Origin of the sequence: Balneola sp. EhC07, from assembly GCF_001650905.1 — a bacterium.
Classification (GTDB): Bacteria; Bacteroidota; Rhodothermia; order Balneolales; family Balneolaceae; genus Balneola.
On record NZ_LXYG01000017.1, the window covers coordinates 291,682 to 310,948 of the forward strand.

General features: G+C 39.3%; 18 protein-coding genes. 10 read left to right on the plus strand and 8 right to left on the minus strand.

All coding sequences use genetic code 11. The features are described 5' to 3' along the window. Positions 1–48: 48 nt before the first annotated feature. From A8B79_RS10510 to A8B79_RS10520, 3 genes are all read right to left on the minus strand, one after another. Positions 49–414: a four helix bundle protein gene (locus A8B79_RS10510; protein ID WP_201118564.1), complete on the minus strand. Its 366-nt coding sequence runs from the start codon at positions 412–414 to the stop codon at positions 49–51. Between the two features lie 35 nt (positions 415–449). Beyond that, positions 450–1,166 carry a RadC family protein gene (gene radC / locus A8B79_RS10515; RefSeq protein WP_066222111.1) on the minus strand — a complete coding sequence of 239 codons (717 nt, stop codon included), beginning with the start codon at positions 1,164–1,166 and terminating at the stop codon, positions 450–452. 130 nt (positions 1,167–1,296) lie between these two features. Further along, the gene (locus tag A8B79_RS10520) at positions 1,297–2,478 is read right to left on the minus strand and encodes an AMP nucleosidase (protein ID WP_066222114.1); all 1,182 of its coding nucleotides are present in this window, start codon (positions 2,476–2,478) and stop codon (positions 1,297–1,299) included. On the opposite strand from A8B79_RS10520, the gene A8B79_RS16040 reads away from it, so the two are divergent. The 6 genes from A8B79_RS16040 (at position 2,477) to A8B79_RS10550 (ending at position 8,087) form a co-directional block, all read left to right on the plus strand. Beyond that, a complete protein-coding gene (locus tag A8B79_RS16040; protein ID WP_066222117.1) occupies positions 2,477–3,046 on the plus strand; it encodes an NUDIX hydrolase in 570 nt (189 codons plus the stop codon). The genes A8B79_RS10520 and A8B79_RS16040 overlap by 2 nt on opposite strands. A gap of 11 nt (positions 3,047–3,057) precedes the next feature. Next, positions 3,058–3,546: an OsmC family protein gene (locus tag A8B79_RS16045; RefSeq protein ID WP_066222903.1), complete on the plus strand. Its 489-nt coding sequence runs from the start codon at positions 3,058–3,060 to the stop codon at positions 3,544–3,546. Positions 3,547–3,711: 165 nt separating this feature from the next. Next, positions 3,712–4,185: a peroxiredoxin gene (locus tag A8B79_RS10535; RefSeq protein WP_066222120.1), complete on the plus strand. Its 474-nt coding sequence runs from the start codon at positions 3,712–3,714 to the stop codon at positions 4,183–4,185. 13 nt (positions 4,186–4,198) lie between these two features. After that, positions 4,199–6,739 carry a type I DNA topoisomerase gene (gene topA / locus A8B79_RS10540; RefSeq protein ID WP_066222123.1) on the plus strand — a complete coding sequence of 847 codons (2,541 nt, stop codon included), beginning with the start codon at positions 4,199–4,201 and terminating at the stop codon, positions 6,737–6,739. Positions 6,740–6,817: 78 nt separating this feature from the next. Further along, the gene (locus tag A8B79_RS10545) at positions 6,818–7,225 is read left to right on the plus strand and encodes a hypothetical protein (RefSeq protein ID WP_066222126.1); all 408 of its coding nucleotides are present in this window, start codon (positions 6,818–6,820) and stop codon (positions 7,223–7,225) included. Between the two features lie 295 nt (positions 7,226–7,520). Then, entirely contained in the window at positions 7,521–8,087 is a 567-nt protein-coding gene (locus tag A8B79_RS10550; RefSeq protein WP_066222129.1) for a hypothetical protein, read from the plus strand. Positions 8,088–8,553: 466 nt separating this feature from the next. Here A8B79_RS10550 and A8B79_RS10555 read toward each other — a convergent pair whose 3' ends face one another. From A8B79_RS10555 to dnaX, 5 genes are all read right to left on the minus strand, one after another. Then, complete coding sequence (locus tag A8B79_RS10555; RefSeq protein ID WP_066222133.1) at positions 8,554–9,708, minus strand: NAD(P)-dependent malic enzyme; 1,155 nt, start codon at positions 9,706–9,708, stop codon at positions 8,554–8,556. A gap of 73 nt (positions 9,709–9,781) precedes the next feature. Further along, positions 9,782–11,656 carry a M1 family metallopeptidase gene (locus tag A8B79_RS10560; RefSeq protein ID WP_066222136.1) on the minus strand — a complete coding sequence of 625 codons (1,875 nt, stop codon included), beginning with the start codon at positions 11,654–11,656 and terminating at the stop codon, positions 9,782–9,784. Between the two features lie 180 nt (positions 11,657–11,836). Beyond that, on the minus strand, positions 11,837–12,439 hold the full coding sequence (gene recR / locus A8B79_RS10565; protein WP_066222139.1) for a recombination mediator RecR: 603 nt from the start codon (positions 12,437–12,439) through the stop codon (positions 11,837–11,839). A gap of 78 nt (positions 12,440–12,517) precedes the next feature. After that, positions 12,518–12,865, minus strand: a complete 348-nt coding sequence (locus tag A8B79_RS10570) for a YbaB/EbfC family nucleoid-associated protein (RefSeq protein ID WP_066222141.1) — start codon at positions 12,863–12,865, stop codon at positions 12,518–12,520. 125 nt (positions 12,866–12,990) lie between these two features. After that, positions 12,991–14,778, minus strand: a complete 1,788-nt coding sequence (gene dnaX, locus A8B79_RS10575; RefSeq protein ID WP_066222143.1) for a DNA polymerase III subunit gamma/tau — start codon at positions 14,776–14,778, stop codon at positions 12,991–12,993. Between the two features lie 204 nt (positions 14,779–14,982). Between dnaX and A8B79_RS10580 the strand changes: the two genes are divergently transcribed. The 4 genes from A8B79_RS10580 to A8B79_RS10595 are packed head-to-tail and all read left to right on the plus strand — an operon-like array spanning position 14,983 to position 19,264. Then, positions 14,983–16,674: a tetratricopeptide repeat protein gene (locus A8B79_RS10580; protein ID WP_066222146.1), complete on the plus strand. Its 1,692-nt coding sequence runs from the start codon at positions 14,983–14,985 to the stop codon at positions 16,672–16,674. Next, positions 16,671–17,429 carry a DUF4292 domain-containing protein gene (locus A8B79_RS10585; protein ID WP_235603671.1) on the plus strand — a complete coding sequence of 253 codons (759 nt, stop codon included), beginning with the start codon at positions 16,671–16,673 and terminating at the stop codon, positions 17,427–17,429. The genes A8B79_RS10580 and A8B79_RS10585 overlap by 4 nt, the downstream gene beginning before the upstream one ends. Continuing rightward, entirely contained in the window at positions 17,426–18,733 is a 1,308-nt protein-coding gene (locus tag A8B79_RS10590) for a murein hydrolase activator EnvC family protein (protein ID WP_066222149.1), read from the plus strand. The genes A8B79_RS10585 and A8B79_RS10590 overlap by 4 nt, the downstream gene beginning before the upstream one ends. 60 nt (positions 18,734–18,793) lie before the next feature. Continuing rightward, on the plus strand, positions 18,794–19,264 hold the full coding sequence (locus tag A8B79_RS10595) for a hypothetical protein (protein ID WP_066222151.1): 471 nt from the start codon (positions 18,794–18,796) through the stop codon (positions 19,262–19,264). The last annotated feature ends 3 nt before the right edge of the window (positions 19,265–19,267 follow it).

Here is a 19,267-nt window from a genome sequence, read left to right on the forward strand (position 1 = left end):
GCATTAAGATAAGGCTGATTCAATTAAGAATTAAGAATTATTCAATGATCAATGTTTCTTTCTAATTGATTTTGAAGAAGTGATCTTAATCTTTCCGAGTATTGCCAAAATTTCTTCGATTTCAATTAGCAATGATTCTACCATTTTTGATTCTAAAACTTCGGCGTCTCTTAATAATCTTAACCAATATTTAGTTTCTCTAGCTTCTTTATACGAAATAGAAATCTTATGAATAAAATCCTTTTTTGATTCAGCACCTATGGCCTCTTCTGTATTAGCACCTACTGATGTTCCACTTCTTAGAATTTGCCGTGCTATATCATATTGATTAGTAGAATTAGATAAGTATCTATTGAGCTTTACAATTCTTACAGCAAATTGATAAGTTTTATTAAGGATGATATTCTCTTTCATTATTGTAAAATATTTAATTGATCATTGAATAATTCTTAATTGAGCTCGCCTAGCGAGCGTAGAGAAACAAAATCATATCCTGCAATAATAATATGATCATCTATCGGGATGCCGAGTAGTTTTCCGGATTCTGAGATCCTTTTGGTTAGTTGAATATCTGCAGTAGAAGCTTTTGCATTTCCTGATGGGTGATTGTGGAATAAAAGAATGGAATTGGCTTGATGAACAACGGCTTGGCGCATTACCTCAGCGGGCTCAACGATGGTGGCATTGCTTCCACCCGAACTGATTTGCTGAAATCCGGTGAGCACTTTTTTGTGATTCAGAAAAGCGACAATGAAGACTTCTTTCGTCAAATGACGGAGTTTAGGACCAAAGAAAGCAACAGCATCTTCCGGAGAAGTTACTTGGACCTCTTCACCTAAACCGGCTACCTGAATTCTGCGAGCAAGTTCAAAAGCTGCCTCCAAAGTAATAGCCTTTACTTTCGCGATACCGGGAATTACCCTAAGCTCGCTCCACTGTTTTTTGATGAGTGAATGTAGTCCGTTGAAATGATCAAGCAGTGCTCTTGAAGTTTCGATCACATTCATTTTTTTGGTTCCGGTTCGCAGAAGAATGGCAAGGAGTTCGGCATCAGAAAGAGAGCCGGCTCCATATTTTATAAGCTTTTCTCGGGGTTGTTCATCGGGACGCATATCTTTAACGGTTCTGTTCAGGAAGTCTTCGGAAGAAAATGATTCTGTATTCATGGCGTATAGTTTTTGCCAAGTAAGACAGGTTGAGAGGCGATTCCTTACAAAAATTTATGAATAATGAATATTGAACAAGGAATATAGAATGGCGAAGTATAGTTTGGTTATTGGTTGTTCAATATTCTGATTATTCTCCGCTCCCCATCAACGGTTCGTTGAAGGCTCGAATACTTGAGTTTGGAAGACCGTCCGGGTGAGTTTGTTTAACCATGTCGATGGTTTCAATAACGATTTCCAAATGTTTTTCCTTAGAGTTTTGGTAGAACGCTTGTGCTGCTCCCGAAAGTTTTGGTTTTCCGTGAAGAGGCTTATCACTTACACAAAGTAAAGTAGCATGAGGAACTCGATATCGGAATCCATTGGTAGCAACCGTTGCGGATTCCATATCCACCGCTAAACTTCTGCTTTGATGGATCTTTTCAACAGTATCTTTTTTAGAGAACTCCCAGTTTCTGTTGGCCGTCGTAAATACGGTTCCGATGCGATGATTCAGTCCATGATTATCCAGAACTTGCTTGAGATATAAATTGAGGATGTAGTTTGGAATAACAGGTATTCCGATCGGGAAAAGATCGTCCAACAAACGATCGTCTCTCATATAACCGTTAGCGAGCACAAAGTCTCCGATTTCCTGGTGATTTCGAAGTCCGCCACAATGGCCAACCATGATCATAGCATCAGGTCGAAGTACCGAAACATGATCTGTAATCGTTTTCGCATTTGATGGTCCAACTCCGATATTGATTAACGTAATACCTTTGTTATCATCTAACTTGTGATGGAAGGCTGGCATCTGAACACCTTCTCTTACAGGTTTTACGCAATCAGGAAATTTTTCCAGAAAAACCTCAACATGCATATCGTAGTTGGTGAACAAAATATATCGCTGAAAATCATGAGCGCTGGTTCCTGTGTAATGCTGAAGTCTGTCTAATGAAATATCAGTTCGTTCAGGACTAAAAAGAAAAAGCTTTTTCTTGGTGATATCCCAGTTACTTTCATCGGTATGATCCAGTAAAAGAGGATCATTCAGTTCTATAACATCGCGCGAGGGTTCAATCTTGATATCCGCATCTTTTTCCAGAAGACGTAGGATCTCACGCTCTAGATAGGATCTAAGTGCTTTAGGTTGAGCGAGTTCTCCTTTTATGATCGGATTATGTTCTGACCAGGCTCGTTCCACTAACATTTTGGGATATTTACCGGAGTCGTAAATTTTCTCCATCAGATCGCAGGCTTTTTCCGTAGCTTTCATACGTTCTTCGAGAGTGGAAAAATCAGAATGTGATAATAGAAGTGAATCGGGCATGAGCAAAAAACTATTTAATTATACAATTGAGCCTTGGGTTACTACCAAAGAGCAGGTTGAATATACGACTAATATCTTCAAGGTTTTAAGTAGAGATATGAAGATCGAGTCAGAAGATCATAAAGCTACATTTTCAATTATTGAAGCACCTGACTGGATCAATGTGATTGCACTTACTGAAGAAGACGAGATCGTGTTGGTAGAACAATATCGATACGGAATTGAGGAGCCGACATTGGAGTTGCCGGGAGGAATGGTGGATTCCGGAGAACATCCCAAAGAAACATCCATCCGGGAACTCAAAGAAGAGACGGGTTTTGCAGGAACAGAAGTAATTGATTTGGGAAAGGTGAGTTCAAATCCGGCAATACTCACTAACTACACGCATACTTATCTGATAAAAAACTGCAAAAGAGTGTCGGAACAAAATCTGGATGGAAATGAAAGAATTAATGTGCACGTAATTCCGCTTGAAGAATTTCTGGATTTGGTTGCTAACGGGGAGGTGCATCACTCCTTAGTAGTAGCCGCAGTGGCGAAATATCTTCTTTGGAAAGGTGAAAGGTGAAAGGTGAAATTATGAAATCAGTGAAAAAGCACTACTATAAATCTAATCTAGAATGGACGGGAAATTCCGGTTCGGGAACGTTGGATTACAAATCCTACGAAAGAAGCTATGTAGTTAAGATTGAAGGAAAGTCAATTCTGGAAGGTTCTTCTGATCCGGCTTTTCGGGGAGATAAATCAAAGTATAATCCGGAAGAACTATTTTTAGCTTCAATTTCATCCTGCCATATGCTGTGGTATTTACATTTGTGTTCAGCCAATAATATTGTTGTTCTTGAATACGAAGATGCTGCGGAAGGGATTATGACCGAAGATAAAAATGGAAGCGGGAAGTTTGAAAGAGTAACACTTCATCCTAAAGTAGTAGTCGAAAAAGAATCCATGATGGAACAAGCAAGGTCACTTCATAAACAAGCTAATGAGATGTGCTTTATTGCAAACTCCTGTAATTTTGAGATTGAGCATGAGGTGGATGTTAAGGCTTTAAGAACATTATCATAAAACCCACCCCTCAATCCCCTCCAACGGAGGGGGAGCTCTTTGTTCGAGTATGCAACTGATTCGAAAGGCCAGAGAAAACTTTAAAACGATAAAATCAGCGATCCTGAACGATTGAACTATGAAAATCCGTTATTCATTCTCAACTTAACACCATAGAAGACAATAATGATAGAAACCGGTAAAAAGATAGACACTAATTTTAAACTGAAAGTTGTACAGGACGGAGAGGAGAAGGAAGTTTCTTTCTCGGAACTTTTAGATCGCAAGACTATAGTATCAGTATATATGAAGAACAATACGTCGAGCTGTGACAGACAAACTCTGAGTCTCGCTGAAAATGCAGATTGGTTTGATAAAAAAGGATTTAATGTGATCGCGATGAGTAAGGACGGATGTCGCTCGCATAAGAATTACGCAAAGAAACAGGGAATCAATTATACGCTTGCTTCAGATCCGGATTATTTATTTGCTGAAGCCACAGATTCAATAGTCGATAAACAGATGTTCGGAAAAAGTTTTACAGCTCCCTCCCGATCGGCTTTTGTTATTGATTCGGATGGTACTATCTTGGCAACCGTTGAAAAAGTTGATACCAAAGCACACGCAGAAGAGTTGAAAGCTCTGATTGAAAGTTTATAATTAAAGAAAGAGTATGAAAAGTCTCGTAATAGTAGAGTCTCCAACAAAGACGAAAACGATCAGTAAATATCTTCCTAAAGGATACGATGTGGATTCCTCTATGGGTCACATTCGCGATCTGCCATCATCAGCAAAATTGATTCCTGCCAAATATAAAAAGGAAAGCTGGGCAACTTTAGGCATCAATCCGGATGACAGATATTTTGCAATTTACGTAACCCCGCCGGATAAGAAGAAGATCGTAAAGAGACTAAAGGACAAATTGAAAGATGTTGATGAATTGATCCTTGCAACGGATGAGGACCGTGAGGGAGAAGCAATTTCATGGCATTTGCTGGAAGTTCTGAAACCAAAAGTTCCGGTTAAAAGGATGGCATTCCGCGAGATCACCAAAGAAGCAGTATTGAATGCGTTGGAGAACACGCGCGATATTGATATGAAATTGGTGCATGCTCAGGAAACCAGAAGAATTCTGGACAGATTAGCGGGATATACCGTTTCTCCGTTATTATGGAAGAAGATCTCACCGGGTTTATCTGCAGGACGTGTACAGTCAGTTGCCGTAAAAATGTTGGTAGAGCGCGAGCGCGAACGTATGAAATTCAGAAGTGGTACGTATTACGATCTTTCAGCTGTACTTCAAAAAAGCGGAGAGAACGACGAGTTCAACGCGGACCTGACTCACTTAAATGAGAAGAGATTAGCAAGCGGTAAAGATTTTGATGAGAATACCGGAAAGCTCAAAAAGCCGGATTCTGTTGTATTACTTGATGAAGCCAAATCCAAAGATCTTGTTGAACAATTAAAGGATGCAGACTGGTCAGTTACCAATGTTGATGTAAAGACTCAGAAAAGAAATCCGGCGCCTCCATTTATTACTTCAACACTTCAGCAGGAAGCAAACAGAAAGTTCAACTTCTCGGCACGTGATACCATGAGCGTTGCTCAGAAATTGTACGAGAAAGGTTTTATTACTTATATGAGAACCGATTCTACAAACCTGTCCTCGCAAGCAATTACAGCTGCAAGGGATGGAATTGTAGACCAATACGGTGAAGATTATTTATTTGATCGTGTTCGTACTTACACTAAAAAAGGCAAATCTGCTCAGGAAGCGCATGAGGCTATTCGTCCATCAGGTTCAAAATTTATTCTTCCTGAAAAGTCAGGATTAAAAGACAGAGAGCTAAAACTATATGATCTGATCTGGAAGAGAACCATTGCAACTCAGATGGCAGAAGCCGAATTGGAATTTACCAATGTAACGATCACGGCCAAGAACAACGGAACTGCTGCCGATTTCAGAGCGGGTGGTAAGAAGATCTTATTCCCCGGATTCTTCCGTGCTTACGTAGAAGGAAGTGATGATCCTGAAGCAGCATTAGATTCTCAGGAAAAGTTTTTGCCTGCAATGAAAGTTGGTGATGGTACAGATCTTCAGGATCTTGAATTTAATTCTCATGAAACTAAGCCTCCGGCCAGATATACAGAAGCTACTTTGGTGAAAGAGCTGGAGAAAAGAGGAATTGGTAGACCGAGTACCTATGCAACGGTTATAAGTACGATTCAGGATCGCGGATATGCTAAAAACGAAAGCAAGATGTTAATTCCTTCGTTTACTGCTTTTGCGGTTACTTCTTTATTAGAGCAAAATTTCCCTGATCTGGTGGATAGTGATTTTACTTCAAACCTGGAAGACAAACTGGATGAAGTTGCAAACGGAACTCAAGATCCGGTTGAATATCTGGACGATTACTACAAAGGAGAAAACGGACTTAGAGCACAGGTTGATAAACAGGAAGACAAGATAGATGCTCAAAAAGCTAAACTACTGGATCTTCCACTTGAAGGATTAGAAGGTATTCAGGTTGCGGTAGGTCGATATGGTCCTTACGCTAAAATGGAAAAAGATGGTGAAGAAGTTTCTACTTCGTTGCCTCAGGATCTGAATCCTAGTGATGTTACTGCAGAAAAATTAGAGCAACTTATCAAGCTTTCTGAAGAAGAAGACAAGCCAATTGGTGTACACCCTGATGAAGGACTTCCGGTGTTTTTATTGACTGGAAGATTCGGACCATATGTTCAATTGGGAGAAGTGACAGAAGAAAATAAAAAGCCGAAAAGAGTTTCACTTTTAAAAGGAATGACGCCGGAAGATGTTGATCTGGATTTGGCATTGAAATTACTGGAACTTCCAAGAAACCTTGGTGAACATCCTGAAGACGGAAAAGTGGTGAAAGCAGGTGTTGGTCGGTACGGTCCTTATGTAGTTCATGATGGTAAATTCAAATCGTTGCCCAAAGATGACAGCGTTCTTGAAGTAGAACTAGACAGAGCCGTAGAATTACTGAAGCAAAAAGGAGCTCCAAGAAAAAGCTCTGAGCTGAATGATCTTGGTGAACATCCGGAGACAAAAAAACCGATCAAAGTTATGAACGGTCGATATGGACCTTACATCAAACACGGCAAAAAGAATATTGGATTACCGAAAGGTACAGAACCGGAGAAGTTTACGTTGGATGAAGCAGTAGCTTTGATTGCTGAGAAAGGCTGAGATTCAATAATCAACATTGAATGTCCAATACCCAATATCCATTGAAGTTCTTTTATTTGTTATACTTCTTAATTCCATATGAGTAAATCTAGAAGACAAATACCTATAAAGTCAGGTTTTATACTTTTTGGCTTTTTTAATCTCGTGATTATTGGAGCAGGACATGGAGTAGGAACTATTGGAATTATGCTTATAGCAGTTCCTTTCTTTATGGAAGATTTCTCGCTGTGCCTAAGTAATATTTTATTAATACTCGGGTGGCCAGGAATATTACTTTTATTGTTAGAAACGCTATATGCAAAGGTAAAAAAGCAAATGCTACGACTAAGTGTATTTCTAATATTTTCTTTCCTTATGTCATTATCAATTGTTGGATTAATAGCGATGAGTGAAGTTTCAGAAATTAGTATTGCTTCATCAGTCCCTTTTTTTATAGCATTTCTAATTCTCTCAGGTCGTCCAATACACAAGTCGGTAGAATCATAACAATCGTATAAAGCAGACTCGTTTAGAGTTTGGAATTTTTTAATTTTAACACGATTCGTCTTTTAAATGTCGGGTCGATCGGTGAACAGTAAGTATTAACCTGAACAGAATTAGTCATCTCGCGGCGCATGCCCGAGATCTAAATTTCTTTAAAGCTAATAAATCTGAAAGCAGGTCCAGATTCCTGCCTCCGCAGGAATGACTTTGGTTAGAGAAAAATTTTATTGGTCTAGCTGATTTAATTTCAGCATATTCTGTTGGTACTAAATGGTAACGGGTTATATATAACCAGATCATGCAGAAGAGAAGTAATTTCTATTTTAAATATCCGCCCAACATACAGGAGTTGGATCTGGCTTCAATGGTGAATCTTTTTCGAACCAGAGGGGAGCCCAAAAAAGCTGATCCGGGCAAGCACTTTGCATGCGCAGTAACTCATCATTTACTTCGCGAAGGAAAACACTGGTTTGGACTTCATTACTCGCAAAAAACCTGGGATAATTTACTAACTAAAGGCAGCGAAGGTTTTCCAATGACGGAAGCTGAGCTGAACGTGTTAGGGAAATTATATATGGCTCAGGATGAAGCTCCTCATCGGGAGATCATTGAAAAAAGCTCAGGAGTTACTGAAAAACTTGCTTATCTGATCGTGAATGACCTTCGGTCGTTTGGATTCATTCTGGAAGATGAAGGCGGTTTTTTGACTATTACACCACGCGGAGAAAAAGCTCTTCATGGAATCGCTCGCCGTATTTATGAAAAACGATTTATGCCTGAAATGCTCAATAATTTCGAACTTCGTGAAGATCCAACCATCGAGCGTGCACAAAAATCAGACCAGGAACAGCGGAGTTTATTTTAATTAAGGGTCATTCCTGTAGATGTCAGGTTATTTGTCGACGGTTTAGTAATGATAGATATAGAAGCGTTCACCCTTAGTATTTAAGACGGAAAAGTAAGTCTGATTCCTTTACTTGTTGCAAGGTTAATCGCAGGACTAAAGTCCTTGCTTGTTTATGTACGAGTTTAAGACAAGAACATAAGCTAGAAGGGGATTTATCCCCGGGTTTCTAATAACCATCTAGTAATTTATACATGTTCATGTACTTTTGTACCAAACAAAATTCGTCAGCCGAGCAAAGCCCGACAGGCGGAGAAGTAGCTATCCATCATTTCGCTGCAAGCGGGGTGATGGAGCTAGTGAAATAATCAAAAGGTCGGTATAGTTGGAAGCTTTTTCTGAAATCGTCATGATTATAAACAGGACAATTTTTGTAAGTGAATTCCATAGCATCTAAAGGAATGACCTAAGCCAAGGAACTAAACTACTAACTCTTAAAATTCCTCACCGCTTCGGCAACTCTTCCGGGAACACGATCATCAAAAGGACTTGGGATGATCATTTCTTCAGATAAATCTTCCACACTGTCAGCAATTGCTTTAGCAACTTCTATGAACATAGCAGAGGTTAAATTGTTTGTTCGGGCGTCTAATGCTCCTCTGAACAAGCCAGGAAATGCCAACACATTGTTAATCTGATTAGCAAAGTCAGAACGACCTGTGGCAATTATTCGGGCTCCTGCTTCTCTGGCTTCATCCGGCATTATTTCAGGTGTAGGATTAGCCATGGCAAAAATGATAGGATCTTTGGTCATAGTTTTAACCATTTCCTGTGTTAAAACTCCGGGAGCGGAAACTCCTATAAATACATCCGAATTTTTTATCGCGTCTTCTAGATCACCGGTAACATTAGACTTATTGGTGAGTTTAGACATTTTCTTTTTGGTGTCGTTCAGATCAGTCCTGCCTTTGTGTATAATTCCACGGCTGTCGCACATAATCACTTCCTTGACACCAGCTTCGAATAGTAATTTTACAATGGCAACACCCGCAGCTCCGGCGCCATTTATAACTACTTTAAGGTCTTTGAGTTTTCTTCCCGTCAGCTTGCAGGCGTTAAACATTCCTGCCAAAGTAACAATGGCAGTTCCATGCTGATCGTCATGAAACACCGGGATAGAAAGTTCTTTTTTTAGTCGTTCTTCAATTTCAAAACAACGGGGAGCAGAAATGTCTTCGAGATTTATTCCTCCAAAAGTTGGTGCAATTGCTTTTACCGCTGTAATGATCTCTTCAGTATTTTGAGTGCTTAATACTATAGGAACCGCATCAACATTTGCGAATTTCTTAAATAGAACAGCTTTCCCTTCCATAACAGGAAGTGCTGCCTCAGGGCCGATATTTCCCAAGCCTAGTACCGCTGAACCATCACTGACAACAGCAACCAAATTTCCTTTAGCTGTATAATCATAAGCTTTTTCTACATCTTTACTTATTTCCCGACAGGGTTCGGCTACACCCGGAGTATAAGCGATGCTAAGATCATCTTTAGTATCCAAAGGCATTTTAGGCTCTATTGAGATTTTTCCCCGAGCTTTTTTATGTGCTTCTATCGAAAGTGCCGCGTAGTCTTTTGTTGACATAATTTTTTTAGAGCTTTTATAAATAAAAAAGGCATCAAACAATCTGCTTGATGCCTATACCATAAAATACGGTTTATTTCTTAATCATTCCCTCAACATCAAAAGAATTATTGGATTGTTCTATATCAGCTAAACGCTGAGATGGATCAATTGAAACACGTTTTACTGAAGTGCCCGCAACCGGAATATCAAAAGTATAGGTTGGGTTAGTCCATGGCCAGTCTTCCAATACGGTTCTTTTCAGGTCATTTTCGGCAGGCTTTTCACCACGCATAATTCTGAGTGGGATATAGAACATTTCAGAACTTCCATCAGTGTATTCAACCAAAATATCTATAGGCATTGGCATTAAACCAATTCTTTCCAGTTCTATCACGGTTTTGTTTTCATCACCAACAAGAGCGCGGACTCCGTAATCAACGGTCTTTGTAGTGTTTACGAAATACTCGTTATACCAGTCCAGAACCATGCCGGATTCTTTTTCCATAACTCTTAGGAAATCAGCAGCAGTTGGGTGCTTCATTTTCCAGGTATCAAAATAACTCAGCATTCCTTTCCTGAATGTTTCATCACCGATTATATAACTCATCTGTCCTAAGTAAACAGCTCCTTTTGAATATGCTGCGGCTCCGTAAGCTCTGTTTGTATTAAAGTGGTCTGAATGAGTTGTCAAAGGCTCTTCTAACCCTGATCTAACGATACCATAGTATCCACGATAAGAACCGGCGTATGGAAAATCTGATTCCCTGTCAAAAATATGCAACATTGTTTCTGCTGAAGCATAACTTGTGAATCCTTCATCCATCCATGCAAAAAGAGCTTCATTTGTAGCCAAAACTCCCTGAAACCAACTGTGATAAAATTCATGAACAGTTACGCCAATTAAACTACCCAGAGACCTTCCGCCTGTAATAAGTGTACCCATTGGATACTCCATTCCACCATCTCCCCCTTGAACTGTAGAAAATTGCGGATATGGATATTTTCCGAAATGCTTACTTGCATACTCAAATCCCTTCACGGTTAGTTCAGGAAGTTGTTCCCAATGCTTTTTATAAGCGGCATTTTCTTCAGGAGTAGCATTTTTGTCTACGGTTTCTTGATAAAAGAAATGAAGTTTCGGTCCGTTTGGTACCTGAGCGGTGGTATGAACAAAATCCGGATCAGCGCCCCAGAAGAAATCGATCACATTTTCAGCAACAAAATGATAAGTGATAGGGCCGGGCTTTTTTCGGTTTATCTTAGTTCCCGGTTTTTCATAACCATGGCCAATTTCGTTTGGGTTTTGAAGAACCCCGGTTCCTCCAATTACATAGTCCTGATCGATAGTGATCTTCACATCGAAGTCTCCCCAAACTCCATGAAATTCTCTTCCGACATATGGATTCGGGTTCCATCCGGTGTAATCATATTCAACCATTTTTGGATACCACTGGCTCATTGAAAACTCAACGCCTTCTGAATTACTCCAACCTGAACGACGGATCTGGAGAGGTACTTGTGCATCCCATTTCATATCGAAAGTAGTTTTAGCTCCCGATTTAATAGGCTTGTTCAATTCAACAACTAAAATGGTGCCGTCATGAGTAAATTTAACATCCTTACCATCTTGCTTTAAGGAATTAATTCTTTGATATCCGATCTCATCCTCTGAAAGCTTAGAAATTCTGTCTCTTACTCTTCCGTCCGGGTCTTCAATTGTTCGGGACCGAACATCCATCATACTTCCGGGCTGAAAAGCGTTAAAATAGAGGTGAAAATAAACTCTGGTTAGTTCGTCAGGTGAGTTGTTTGTATAGACGATCTTTTGAGTTCCTTTGTATTGATGTTTGTCTACATCAACGTCAATATTCATTTTGTAGTCGATCTCCTGCTGCCAATAAGTGTGTTGAGCAGAAATATTCAGGGAAACGAATCCCAGTAAAAGCAAAGTGATTAATTTCTTCATTCTTGAAATTATTTAGGTTATCAGATGGATTAAATTTTTATTCAATATTAAAGGAACCCACAAAAATGCAAAAACTCCACTGTATTTACATTTTTTGTTTAATAAACCGCAAAGGAACACAAAATAAGCTGAAAGTTGAGAAATATAACATAGAAACTCTGTGCGCTCTGTGGTTGTAAATCAAAAGCTGTTTCTGCTGGCAAAGGCGCGACTGAGGGTTGCTTCATCAATAAATTCAAGCTCTGTTCCCATAGGGATACCATAAGCAATTCGAGTTACTTTAACTTCATAAGGCAACAATAACTTGTTGATGTAGTACGAAGTAGCCTCGCCTTCAGCATCAGGATTGAGCGCCAGAATTACTTCTGTAATTTCTTCGTCGCCGCCAACACGCTTTAGTAGCTCCTGAATTCGAATGTTGTCAGGACCCACGTTATCCATTGGTGAAATCACTCCACCTAAAACATGATACCGTCCCCGAAATTCGTTTGTTTTTTCAATGATATAGACGTCATTGAATTCTTCCACAACACAGATGCTACCATTTTGTCTTTTTGCGTTTTCGCAAATATTGCATGGATCGTTATCGCTTACATTTCCACAAATTTCACAGCGAGTTACTTTATTTTTCAGGTCGATGATCGCATTTGCAAGCCTGAGGGCATACTCATCATTCTGTTTTAATAAATGGATGGCAATTCTTTGAGCCGATTTCCTGCCCGTACCCGGGAGTTTTGCAAGCTGTTCAATAGCTCGTTCTAAATATTCTGAGGTTATCTGCAAGGGAATTAAAAATTAAAGATTAAAAATGAAAAATCAGGATTGGGAGGGCCAATTTTTAATCTTTCATTTTTCATTCTATTATAGTCCAAACTTAGAAAGGTCCATTCCGGGAATTCCACCGCCGGGGATCATTCCTTTATAAGCTTCCTGCATCTGAGACTTTGCAGCTTCATCCGCTTGTTCAAGAGCTTTGTTAACACCGGCTACAACCAGATCTTCTAGCATTTCTTTGTCGCTGGGATCAATAACATCCTCATCAAATTTGATGGAAAGAATTTGGCGAAGCCCGTTAGCTTTTACTTTTACCATTCCGCCGCCTGCTTCAGCTTCTACGATCACTTCAGCTAACTTGGCTTGGCTTTCCTGCATTTTTGCTTGCATTTCCTGAACTTTGCCGAACATATCGGCCATGTTAAAATCACTCATAACTAAAAATTTTGGTTGAATTTTTTGATTACTTATTTAAGCCACAAAAACACGAAAAACTAGTATTCTTAATCTAAGATGTCGTGTCTTAAATCTTGCGTCTTTTATCTTAAATCTTATTTAAACTAATATTCTAACTCTGCTCCAAATCGTTCTACCAAACTACGTATCATCGGATCTTTTTGCTGAATCTCCTTAAATCGTTCGTAAGGGTTTCGAGCCTTAGTTTGTTTAATTTTCTGTGACACTTCTACATTAAAACGAAGCGCCACTCCAATACATTCATGCAATTTTCCTGCCAATTCCTTTGCTTGTTCGTCCAACATGGTCTTTGCTAACTGATTGTCACATTCTAATGACAATTCAGTCCCTTTCAGTTTTACAGGAAGAGCACGTTCGGTTTGCATCTTTAAAATTGAAGACACAGATCCATTCAAAGAATCAATAAACTCCGGCCATGCACTTTTGATGTCTTCGATCTGTAAATTCTTAGCTTCTTGAGAGTGCTGAGTTGTAGCTTCAACTTTAATTTCGGTTTTTACTTCTTCTTTGCTCGCTTCATTTACTTGTGAAAACCTGGTTTGCAAAGCGGGTGTTCCGATATCAAATTCGTCATCAATTACTTTTGTCGCCTCCGGTTCTTGTTCAGAAGATGGAAGTTCTTCTTTAACTACTGATGAAGACTCTTCAGCAGGTGCGTTTTCATTTTCTTTAGCCGGTTCAGTAGCAGGGTCTTCATTCTTTTTCTCCTGAACAGCAGGTTTAGATTCCGGAGAAGAAAGAGAGGCTAAGTTCTTAGAGTTTTTTTTTACTTCCTCAAGATCGGACAATAGTTTAGCAAGGCTTTCGGAACGCTCCATATGAATGAGCTTAAGGAGAGTGATCTCAAATTGGATCCGAGGTTGATTAGCATCTTTGATCTTGATCTGCGCTTCAGAAACTAAATGCAACATGCGCATCAGGTCATCTCTGGAAAAATCAGAAGCAAACTGTTTGTATTTCGATTTTGTTTCTTCTGAAGCCTCGACCATGTAAAGTTGTTTACTGTGATGGGCGATGTACAAGTTTCTCAGATGTTCGGTAAGTCCGATCAAAAATTCCTGTATATCATAACCTTCCTGAAGTAACGTATTGATCAACTCCAGACCCTGATCGGCATCATGTTCCTTTACACAGTTCATAAACTGAAACAGTCGATCAGTGCCAACTACATTTAAGGCTTGAACCAACTCATTGTGTGTAATGGTGTCTCCACAAAAAGCAATGGCCTGATCCATCAAACCCAACGCGTCTCTCAGCGCTCCATCAGCTTTTTTTGCTATCACATGAAGAGACTCGTCATCAATAGAAATATTTTCATCTGCTGAAATTTTCCGGAGTCGTCTTACGATCTCATCTACAGCTATGCGTTTAAAATCGAAGCGCTGAACGCGTGATAGAATAGTCGGAAGAACTTTGTGGGGCTCGGTGGTCGCAAAAATAAATATAGCATGCTCAGGAGGTTCTTCCAGAGTCTTTAGTAAAGCATTGAACGCAGCTTTAGAAAGCATGTGAACCTCATCAACAATAAATACCTTGTAGCGACCATTTTGAGGAGGAATCCGAACGGTTTCTCTCAAATGATGAACATCGTCCACTTTGTTGTTTGATGCGGCATCCATCTCAACCACATTCAGTGTTTGGTTGAGCGATTCACCATCCACGCTGTTATCAATTTCATTGATGGTTCTGGCTAAAACCCGAGCCATTGTTGTTTTTCCAACACCACGCGGTCCACAGAACATATAAGCATGTGATAAACGATTTTGTTTGATGGCGTTCATCAACGTAGAGCTTACGTGATCCTGAGAAACAATATCCTCAAAATTTTGCGGGCGATATTTTCTGGTAAGTGCGCGGTAGTTTTCTGACATTCTTAAGCTGATTTTGCTAACAAAAGGAATGTACAAAAAGAAGAGAAGAATTGGAGAGCAGATGTGGGATTAAAAAGGAGAATATTTTGAAGGGAGTTATTTGTAATACATCTGTTGATATCTTTGGGAAACGTGTATTTTAAATTCTGTAATCAATTCAGCATAAATCGCACTTTCCCGTTATACTCCACGTTGATATAATCGATGAAAAAGATCTTCCACATATTACTTTTATGCAGTTTTGGGATTGCGGTTAATTCTAAAGCTCAGGTTCAACCAAAATCTAAGGTTTCGGGTACGCAAGCGTATGTTCAGGGATTAGATGCATTTGAAAATCAGGACTATGAAAGATCTCTGGAGCTTCTGATCGAGGCTGAAAAACAACTCGGATCTTCAGCAGGGATCAATTACGCTATTGCAGATACTTATTTTGCAATGGAAGACCTCCCCAATGCGGCGCTTTATGGAAAAGAAGCAGTAGAGAAATCACCCGAGAATAAATGGTACAGGTTTAAATTAGCACAGATATACAGAAGAGCCGGAGAAAATACTGCAACTTTGGAAGAGCTAAATACACTGCTTGAATACTATCCGGGCGACTTTAACGCGCTGTTTATGCTGGCGGATACCTATCAGGATTACGGAGAATATATAAAGAGTAATCAAGTTTTAGATCGTGCTTTAAAGTTAACAGGTCCACAAAGCTCTGTTTATTTAATGAAATTCAGAAATTTCGAAGCAATGGGTGTAAGGGATTCTGCAATTACACAGCTTGAATCGTTAAGAGACATCGATCCCGACAATCTGAATACGCTTAATTTACTGAGCGAATACTATTCAAGAACAGGAAAAGATGACAACGCAAAAAAGGTTCTCAATGAAGCATTGACTCGTAATGCAAGGGATCCTCAATCGTTAATGAATCTGGCGGGGATTTTTATTGAAGATCAAAAGTGGGATAGCGCCGGAACTTTGATCAGAACGTTTTTAAGTGACAAGGTTATACAACCTGATGAGAAAGTCGGAGTGGCTCAATTCTTATACCGTAAGCAACAGGAAAGTCCTTTAAATGAACAGTTAAAAAGAGAAACTGGTTGGGCGTTGGACGCTTTTACAGAATCCTCACCGGAATATGGTCCGGCTTTTACACTTTCAGGACAATACTACTCTCAAATTGGAGAAACAGAAAAAGCATTAGAAAAATTAGAAAAAGGGAATGAATTACTTCCACAGGATGATATAGCGTGGAGGTTAAGGCTTCAATTATTACTTAGTGAAAACCAGTTAGAAGAAGCACAGCGAGTTGGACTAAAAGCAGATAGTAATGTACCTGAAGATTCTTTTATTCAATTCTTTTTAGGAACTGCATATTTGCTGAGTGATGAAAATCAAGAAGCTGTAAAGTGGTTGGAAAGAGCTTCAAGAGCTCCTGCAAGAAAACCATTTAAGTCTGTAGTGTATTCAACATTAGGTGACGCACAGAGTAATCTTAAAAACAGCGAAGAAGCCGACCGGGTATATGAATTAGCATTGCGCTATGATCCTCAAAATCACAATGCGATGAATAACTATGCATACAACTTGTCTGTTCGTGGAGAAAAACTGGACAGAGCCGCTGAGCTTGCAGTAAAAGCAATGGAACTTGATCCTGATAATGCGGCATATTTAGATACTATGGGTTGGATATTTTATAAAACAGGAGAATTTGAAAAAGCCCGAAGATTTATAAAAGCATCTATCGATCTGGACGATGAAGCGGCAAGTGCAGAAGTTTTGGAACATTTAGGAGATGTTTATGATAAACTGAACAAGCCTGATGAAGCAAAAAAATGGTGGAGACAAGCTTTGGAAAAGGATCCATCCCTGACTTATTTAAAAGAAAGAACTCAAGAGTGAAATTACTATCTCATAAATACTTATTGGCAGCTATTGTGCTGCTTCTTATTTCGTGTACTTCTTCTAAGAATCTTACAAATGATGAAGAGTTATATCCTGTTTCTATTCCGTTGAATGAGATCATTGACAGAATACCTAATTATTCAGGAGATCTTGTTTCGGCAAAAGGTAAAGGAAGAGCTCTTGTGAGTGAGCCCGGAAACAGCGACAGAATAACTATTGATTTCGAGACAGATACTGTGTTAAGTCTACTGACTTTTAAAAACCGGATTGGAATTACAGGAGGGAGTATGTTGGTGGATGCTGATTCCATTCTCATTTATAATAAGATTGATAAATATGCCCAAAAGGTATCAGTGCAGGATGGGCGAATGACCAACCTGAATGAGTTGGCTTCAGTAAACTTGTTAGATCTGATGAATTTTAAAATAAAGATCGAAGATGTAGAAAAAATCCTTCAGTCCGATTCTGAATATATACTGGGGTTTTATAACAAAGGCATTGCACGAATCAACAAGAAAACCGGCACCGTTAGTTATGTAGAACAAGCCAGGTCTTCGGGGTTGCCATATTCTTCATTAACCTATGAAAGCTATGGAGAGATTAAAGGCTACATTTTGCCCAGAAAAATCACCATATTAAGTGCAGACAGGAATTCACAAGTGGTTTTTCAGGTAAGATCACTTGAAGTGAATCCGGACGAACTAAACCTTATTATTGATATTCCTGATGATATAAAAGTTGAACGATTATGAAGTCAAGAATTTTAATACTACTTACATTTCTGATCGGCTGCACTGCGACTCTTTCAGCGCAAACGTATGATGAAAAGAGAAAAGAAATTCTGAGTAAACAGAATAACACCAGAGCAGAGATCAATGTGCTGGATGCCCGTATTAAATCCTATCAAAAAAGAGTAGCTGAAGCGGAAGCAAAGTTCAATCAATCTTATAGACAATACGAGAGTTTAAATGGATTGATTGCATTACAAGACGACAAAATCGAAAGCCTGACCAAAGAACAGCAGCAAATTCAGGAAGAAATAAATTTAACCGAGCAGGAAATTGGAATTCGTCAGGAAGAACTAAAAGTACTTATTGAGAATTATAAAAAGATATTGTTGTTCGCTTATAAAAACAGCAGATCTTCTAATTTAGAGTTATTACTTACTTCCGGATCATTCAACCAAATGTTGATCAGGGCGCAGTATCTGAAGAAATTTGAAGAGCAAAAAGCAAAACAAGCTGAACAAATAAGAAGAAGGCGAAACGAGCTTGATGAGATACAGATTGACCTGCGCCAGAGTTTGAATCGAAATCAAGTGGTACTTCAGGAGATAAAAAGCGAAAAAGAAATTCTTAATGGGCAAAGATCTCAGCAGAAGCAAACCGTTGAAACTATTCGTAGTCAGCGCTCAGATCTGGTTGCGGAACTCACCAAAAGCAGACAGCAGAAAGAAGCTCTTCAAAATGCATTTACAGATCTGATTGCAGAAGCAGAAAGAATTCAGGAATTGGAAAATGAGCGTTTAATAAAATTAGCCCGAGCAAGAGAAATTGCCGACGAAAATATCAGAAACAGAGAAGTGGCTAAATACTCTAAATCTTTAGTTCGGGATGCTGCCGTAAGCAATGAAATGTTGCTGGACAATGAACGCATGTTTGCAGCTGCTAAAGGCACTTTGCCTTGGCCGGTGAATAGTAAAACGGTTTCAAAAAACTTTGGGAGAACCAGAAACCCGGTTTATGGTACAGTAACTGAATATCTGGGAATCAATATTGTTACAGATCCTGCCGCTTCAGTTAAGGTTGTTTCAGATGGTTATGTATCTCAAATATCGCCTATCAGTGGTTTTGGAGATGTAGTATTTGTCAAGCACGGATCGTACTACACAGCATATGGAAATCTCAGTAGGATTGATGTACAAAAGAACCAGGTTTTAAATTCAGGGGATAGAATAGGACTTTCCGGAGTTGCTCAATCACCGCTGGGAGAGAACCTATTGTTTGTGGTTCGCCATAAAGATTATCAAAATCCGTTAAACTGGCTTCAAAAATAGATTTTTCGCACAATATTCTGTACTCTCTTTTTTTAAGAACAGCTAAACTAACAACAGGCCTTGAATAACCTCCCCCGATTTATTTTTTACTTAACCGGAATACTTATTATTTCCGGAGCTTTTACGCTGATAACCTCCGATCTGCTAACTAAAGTGAACGATGGAACCACTTTAGGAACCATTCTATTTTTCTTTTTCGGATTGATTTACATGAATATGGTGACCATCACCAGCAGAAGATTTATGAGGCGCTTAGAAGGTCCAACAGTGGCACCATATGTGTTTGCGATCTTTACTTTAATTCCACCTGCTGTTTGGGTAAATATTTATCAGGATGGAACTGCAACTTCGCCCGCAATTTATGTACCTATGCTTTTAGTGGCAGTTGGTACAGGTGCATTTTTTGGTCATCGTATGGGGCTAAAAGCACAAATCAAATTTCAGGAGAACCTAAAAGCCTACTTTGACCAAGACAAACGCTTGCATAGCGATCCTCCTCAAGACGAGGACGAAAATTCAACTAAAAACTAACTC

Coding starts and splice junctions, on each gene's coding strand:
- A8B79_RS10510 (WP_201118564.1), bottom strand. CDS start 414: ATGAAAGAGAATATCATCCTTAATAAAACTTATCAATTTGCTGTAAGA.
- radC (WP_066222111.1), bottom strand. CDS start 1,166: ATGAATACAGAATCATTTTCTTCCGAAGACTTCCTGAACAGAACCGTT.
- A8B79_RS16040 (WP_066222117.1), top strand. CDS start 2,477: ATGAGCAAAAAACTATTTAATTATACAATTGAGCCTTGGGTTACTACC.
- A8B79_RS10520 (WP_066222114.1), bottom strand. CDS start 2,478: ATGCCCGATTCACTTCTATTATCACATTCTGATTTTTCCACTCTCGAA.
- A8B79_RS16045 (WP_066222903.1), top strand. CDS start 3,058: ATGAAATCAGTGAAAAAGCACTACTATAAATCTAATCTAGAATGGACG.
- A8B79_RS10535 (WP_066222120.1), top strand. CDS start 3,712: ATGATAGAAACCGGTAAAAAGATAGACACTAATTTTAAACTGAAAGTT.
- topA (WP_066222123.1), top strand. CDS start 4,199: ATGAAAAGTCTCGTAATAGTAGAGTCTCCAACAAAGACGAAAACGATC.
- A8B79_RS10545 (WP_066222126.1), top strand. CDS start 6,818: ATGAGTAAATCTAGAAGACAAATACCTATAAAGTCAGGTTTTATACTT.
- A8B79_RS10550 (WP_066222129.1), top strand. CDS start 7,521: ATGCAGAAGAGAAGTAATTTCTATTTTAAATATCCGCCCAACATACAG.
- A8B79_RS10555 (WP_066222133.1), bottom strand. CDS start 9,708: ATGTCAACAAAAGACTACGCGGCACTTTCGATAGAAGCACATAAAAAA.
- A8B79_RS10560 (WP_066222136.1), bottom strand. CDS start 11,656: ATGAAGAAATTAATCACTTTGCTTTTACTGGGATTCGTTTCCCTGAAT.
- A8B79_RS10570 (WP_066222141.1), bottom strand. CDS start 12,865: ATGAGTGATTTTAACATGGCCGATATGTTCGGCAAAGTTCAGGAAATG.
- dnaX (WP_066222143.1), bottom strand. CDS start 14,778: ATGTCAGAAAACTACCGCGCACTTACCAGAAAATATCGCCCGCAAAAT.
- A8B79_RS10580 (WP_066222146.1), top strand. CDS start 14,983: ATGAAAAAGATCTTCCACATATTACTTTTATGCAGTTTTGGGATTGCG.
- A8B79_RS10590 (WP_066222149.1), top strand. CDS start 17,426: ATGAAGTCAAGAATTTTAATACTACTTACATTTCTGATCGGCTGCACT.